Source organism: Paracoccus marcusii, from assembly GCF_006151785.1.
Classification (GTDB): domain Bacteria; phylum Pseudomonadota; class Alphaproteobacteria; order Rhodobacterales; family Rhodobacteraceae; genus Paracoccus; species Paracoccus marcusii.
Genome location: NZ_VDDD01000192.1, coordinates 1 through 4,240, shown reverse-complemented (window position 1 = coordinate 4,240; position 4,240 = coordinate 1). Strand labels below are relative to the sequence as shown.

General features: G+C 55.4%; 3 protein-coding genes and 2 pseudogenes. 2 read left to right on the top strand and 3 right to left on the bottom strand.

Features of this window, described 5'->3' with window-relative positions; genetic code table 11:
• Both FHD68_RS17810 and FHD68_RS17805 read right to left on the bottom strand, forming a co-directional pair.
• The coding region (locus tag FHD68_RS17810; protein ID WP_341872779.1) for a transposase at nucleotides 1-329 on the bottom strand (329 nt) is incomplete at its 3' end.
• A gap of 34 nt (nucleotides 330-363) precedes the next feature.
• Nucleotides 364-1,665, bottom strand: a pseudogene (locus FHD68_RS17805) (IS3 family transposase).
• Between the two features lie 411 nt (nucleotides 1,666-2,076).
• Between FHD68_RS17805 and FHD68_RS17800 the strand changes: the two are divergent.
• Complete coding sequence (locus FHD68_RS17800) at nucleotides 2,077-2,280, top strand: hypothetical protein (RefSeq protein WP_139086430.1); 204 nt, start codon at nucleotides 2,077-2,079, stop codon at nucleotides 2,278-2,280.
• 415 nt (nucleotides 2,281-2,695) lie between these two features.
• Here the strand turns inward: FHD68_RS17800 and FHD68_RS17795 are convergent, their stop codons facing one another.
• Nucleotides 2,696-2,935 carry a hypothetical protein gene (locus FHD68_RS17795; protein ID WP_139086428.1) on the bottom strand — a complete coding sequence of 80 codons (240 nt, stop codon included), beginning with the start codon at nucleotides 2,933-2,935 and terminating at the stop codon, nucleotides 2,696-2,698.
• A 260-nt stretch (nucleotides 2,936-3,195) separates the two neighbouring features.
• On the opposite strand from FHD68_RS17795, the pseudogene FHD68_RS17790 reads away from it, so the two are divergent.
• Nucleotides 3,196-4,240 (top strand): annotated as a pseudogene (locus FHD68_RS17790) (IS3 family transposase); the annotation flags it as partial.

The following is a 4,240-nucleotide window of genomic DNA, read 5'->3' as shown; positions in this document are numbered from 1 at the left end:
GTTCTCACCCCAGGAGTGCTGGAACTACTTCCACGCGGCAGGGTATGTATCAGGTTAATACAGAAACGCTTTAGATAATTCTGATCGTCGATGACGGTGCTGTGCTCGGCGCTTTCGGTGGCCAGGTTCACCATAATCCGGGCGAAGACACTGTTGCGGCTCCGGCGCTTCCACCGGTCATAGAGGGTCTTCGCGGGCCCGTACTTTCTGGATGCATCACAGTATTGCAACACAGTACGATTGGTAAAGATTATGCCGCTGAGGAAGCTACGATCTGCAATGCGCGGCTTGTCGTGGACCCTACGAAAGAAAGCCTTTAACCGCGTCATCTGCACGTGGTCTTGCCCCCGTTTCACCGGACACTCAGGCAGTTGCGGTTTGAGCTGCGATGAACTCGCGAGGCGAGCGCATCTTCAGCCCTGAATGCGGGTGATTGTCGTTGTAGTCCTCGATCCAGCCTCCGATCAATCCGAGAACGGTTTGGGCGTCTGGTAGCGGCGTCACTTGGACGTAATCGCGCTTGAGCGTCTTCACGAATGGCGAGACCTTGTCCGCCATTGGTCCGAGGACAATGGTCGAGCGACATGCCATTGCTCTGAGGGCTCCGGACCGGGGTGAAGCAAGGCTTCAGACCAAGTTGGCGCGCGAAGATCTGCGTGTCCCTGGCGATGTAGGATGAGCCGTTGTCGGACAGCATCTCGACGACCGCAGGCGCACGGTATGTTCCGAAGCGACGCTCGACGGCCTCTAGCATGATGTCGCGGATGTCTGACCCGCTGACCCCTGCATTTACGACGGCACGCCAAGCGATGATTTCGCGGTCGTGGGCATCGATGATGAAGGCACCGCGGACGATATCGCCATTCCAGCAGGTGAACTCGAACCCATCCGAACAGTGAGCCGGTGAGGCGCCACTGGTTCGAGCCCACCGGCGAACGCAGGTTAGAGCGTATGACGATGACCTTGCCGTCGTGAACATGCTCGGGACGCTCCGTATATGTCCGCGCAAGCAGCAGGCTATGGGCCTGCATGATCCTGTAGACCCTTTTGTGATTGACCGGTGCCAAGCATTCTGACCGCAGCTGGCGGTTCAGGATTGCGGTGATGCGGCGGTAGCCATAAGTCGGCCGGGACGTCACCAGCGTGGTGATCCGCGGCACCAGCTCACCGTCTTGCGCCTTGTGGTAGCGCCGACGCGGCTTCGTCTTGCCCTTCAGTCGATCGACCAGGTTCGAGCGGGCCACACCGAGGGTTTTTGCCACCACCTTCACCGGAAACCGCCTGTCAGCGGCGACCGCACATGCCAGGTCGGTTTTTTTGAGCGTGACTTGTCCAGGGCCTCGCGCAGGATCTCGGCCTCAAGCGTCTTGCGGCCGAGATGCCGTTCAAGTTCGCGGATGCGATCCTCGAGCTGCCGCACGACCTTGTTGCTGGTGACGTCATCATCCTCGGTCACGGCGACACTCCCCCCTTCGAGCATGAGCCTTCGCCAACGATACGAGCCAAGTTGGGTGCAACGCCATTGCGCCGCGCAACGATGGAAATGCTGGCGTGATCCTCCAGCGTCTCCTCGACGATCCGCAGCTTTTCGGCAGCAGTCCAGCGGCGCCGACGACCGCCATCGGTGATGATCTCAATCTCAGACATAAGCACGTGCTCAGGCATATACCTAAGCCTCCATGGCTATGCCCAAATGTCCGGTCGAAACGGGGGCCAGTTCATCACCTCGGTCAGCCTTAAAACGTTGCGACTTGATTCGGTCTCCTTGTAGAGCCTGAATCGTGCCGACACGCTGGAATCAATAAGACTGGAGCTTGGGCAATTCTTGATCGCGTGAACGGATGTACATGAGGATCTGAGTAATCTGTTATTGTTATTTCGCATTTATGCATCGCCAAGTGGATAGGTGAAAAACTACAATTTTTCGGCGAATTTTCGCCACCCGTTAACGAATTTCGAACGATAAGCAGGTAAAAGCTATGCACCCTACGATTGTTTATGGGTCCGGTTTTGATCTGGTTTCAGACGGGCGTAGCGCCTGTGCAAACCGAAACTTTCTTGAAAGACGGAGCAACTATGGCACATACGAAGACGTTGGACGAACTCGTCAAGTCATTAATTCTATTGCGCGATCAGGCTGAGCATGTGTATAGCTGCGTGACGGTGTTCGACCGCGGCGAACGCAATCTCGTCAAAAAGCAGATCAGCAGCTGTATGCAATCCCTTCACTTTCTTTCCGAACACTTGGATCAGACAGAATGTGGTAAGGTGGCGCCCTGAGAACAGACCGTGCCATCCGCTCAGATATAAATATCGGATCGCCGTGGGGAGTCTGTCCGGGCATGGTGTAAAATCAAATCCCAACTATTGCTATTCATGATGTTGGCAGATCTAGGACCACAGATAGCACTCGATCAGTGCGTTGACACTGACGTCCACGTCCAGAAGGCCTGCCAGGACGGACCCCGGAGGGTGGGCCAGTCAATTATTCCCGGCTAGAGCCGATAGTAGCGACGCATCTAAAAAAGGTTGAACTCTACGTACTAAGCTGGTTTAGCTGCGTAACTTGTCGATCTCGCATCCACCACGGACGTCCGCAGATCAGACAGAGAGGCTTTTAGCGATCACGCTTGAGTCCTTCTTTATCTTCCAGAATCTTCTATCACTATGATCTTTTTCTAAAATCGTTGTTAATTCATTCATCATTTACAGTATTTGCGGCCCTTAGATGTGCCCAAAGCGCAGCATCTTTTTCTAAGTGCTCTCTTATGACTTCCAGATTGCAGATTGCCATATCAACTCGCGTCAAAGCATAGGAAACTGCGTCATCACCGATGTTCAACCGGTGGATGCTTTTGCGACAGGTATCAATAACTGAGTTTGCGTGAGCAAGCTGTACATTAAGTTCGCGAACACTTCTAATCTCAAGGTCCATTTTGACTCCTTTACAAGATGTTTACGCGCGATTTATTAATAAATACTTAAGATACGTCAGCCAGGCTGAAGATCCGATCAAGGTATTCCAACTGGTGCATTCTGGTGAATGGTTCGACTTAGTCGCTGTCCGTAAGCATGCCATTGCGTTAGAGGTGTAGGTTGATATCGTTGGCGTTTTGCTCTGCCCCCTGAAAACTGGACCGTTTGAAGCTGGAGTTTTCGGTTAACCTTCCCTGGCTGGGAGAGGAGCGGAGAACGATGAAAGCATCGAGGTTCACGGAGGCGCAAAAGGCGTTCATCCTGAAGCAAGGCGAGGAAGGCACGCCGGTGGCCGAGATCTGCCGCAAGGCCGGGATCAGTCAGGCGACCTACTTCAACTGGAAAAAACGGTATGGAGGTCTGCTGCCTGACGAGATGCGCCAGCTGAAGGCACTGGAGGATGAGAACAGCAGGCTCAAGAAGATTGTCGCCGACCTGACCCTCGACCGGGAGATGTTGCAGGACGTCATCCGCCGAAAGCTCGTTCACCAGCTGGTTTGAACCGCTGGCGCCAGCTGGTTCACCCTGCCCGGACCCGGAAATTGGTCGACGGGATGTTGGTGGGCTGGAGCATATCGATCCGCCGGGCATGTGAGGCCCTGCGCTTTGACCCGTCGAGCTACCATTACAAATCCCGCCGAACCGGGCAGGCCGCACTGGAGCTGAGGATCCGAGAGATCTGCGAAACGCGGGTGCGCTACGGATATCGGCGTGTCCATGTCCTGCTGCGACGGGAGGAGTGGGTGATCAATATCAAGAAGACCCGCAGGATTTACAATGAACTGGCCTTGCAGCTCAGGAACAAGAACCCGAAGCGGCGGGTGAAGGCCAAGCTGCGAGACGATCGCCAGGAGGCAGTCGGACCGAACGATGTCTGGGCCATGGATTTTGTTCATGACCAACTCGCCCTGGGCAAAAAGCTGCGGATCCTGACGATCGTCGACACGCATTCCCGTTTCTGTCCAGCAGCCGACCCGCGCTTCACCTACCGCGGCGAGGATGTGGTCCGGACACTGGAACGGGTCTGTGCCCAGGTCGGCTATCCCAGAACGATCCGGGTCGACAATGGCAGCGAGTTTATCTCGCGCGACCTCGACCTGTGGGCCTACGCCAACGATGTCACCCTGGACTTCTCACGCCCTGGAAAGCCGACAGACAATGGCTTCATCGAGGCGTTCAACAGCAAGCTCCGGTCCGAATGCCTGAACGCGCGTCGCCATTGCCGCTCGGACCAATGGCGCAACAATGGCAACTTCATGAGCCT

Coding starts and splice junctions, on each gene's coding strand:
- FHD68_RS17795 (WP_139086428.1), bottom strand. CDS start 2,935: ATGGACCTTGAGATTAGAAGTGTTCGCGAACTTAATGTACAGCTTGCT.
- FHD68_RS17800 (WP_139086430.1), top strand. CDS start 2,077: ATGGCACATACGAAGACGTTGGACGAACTCGTCAAGTCATTAATTCTA.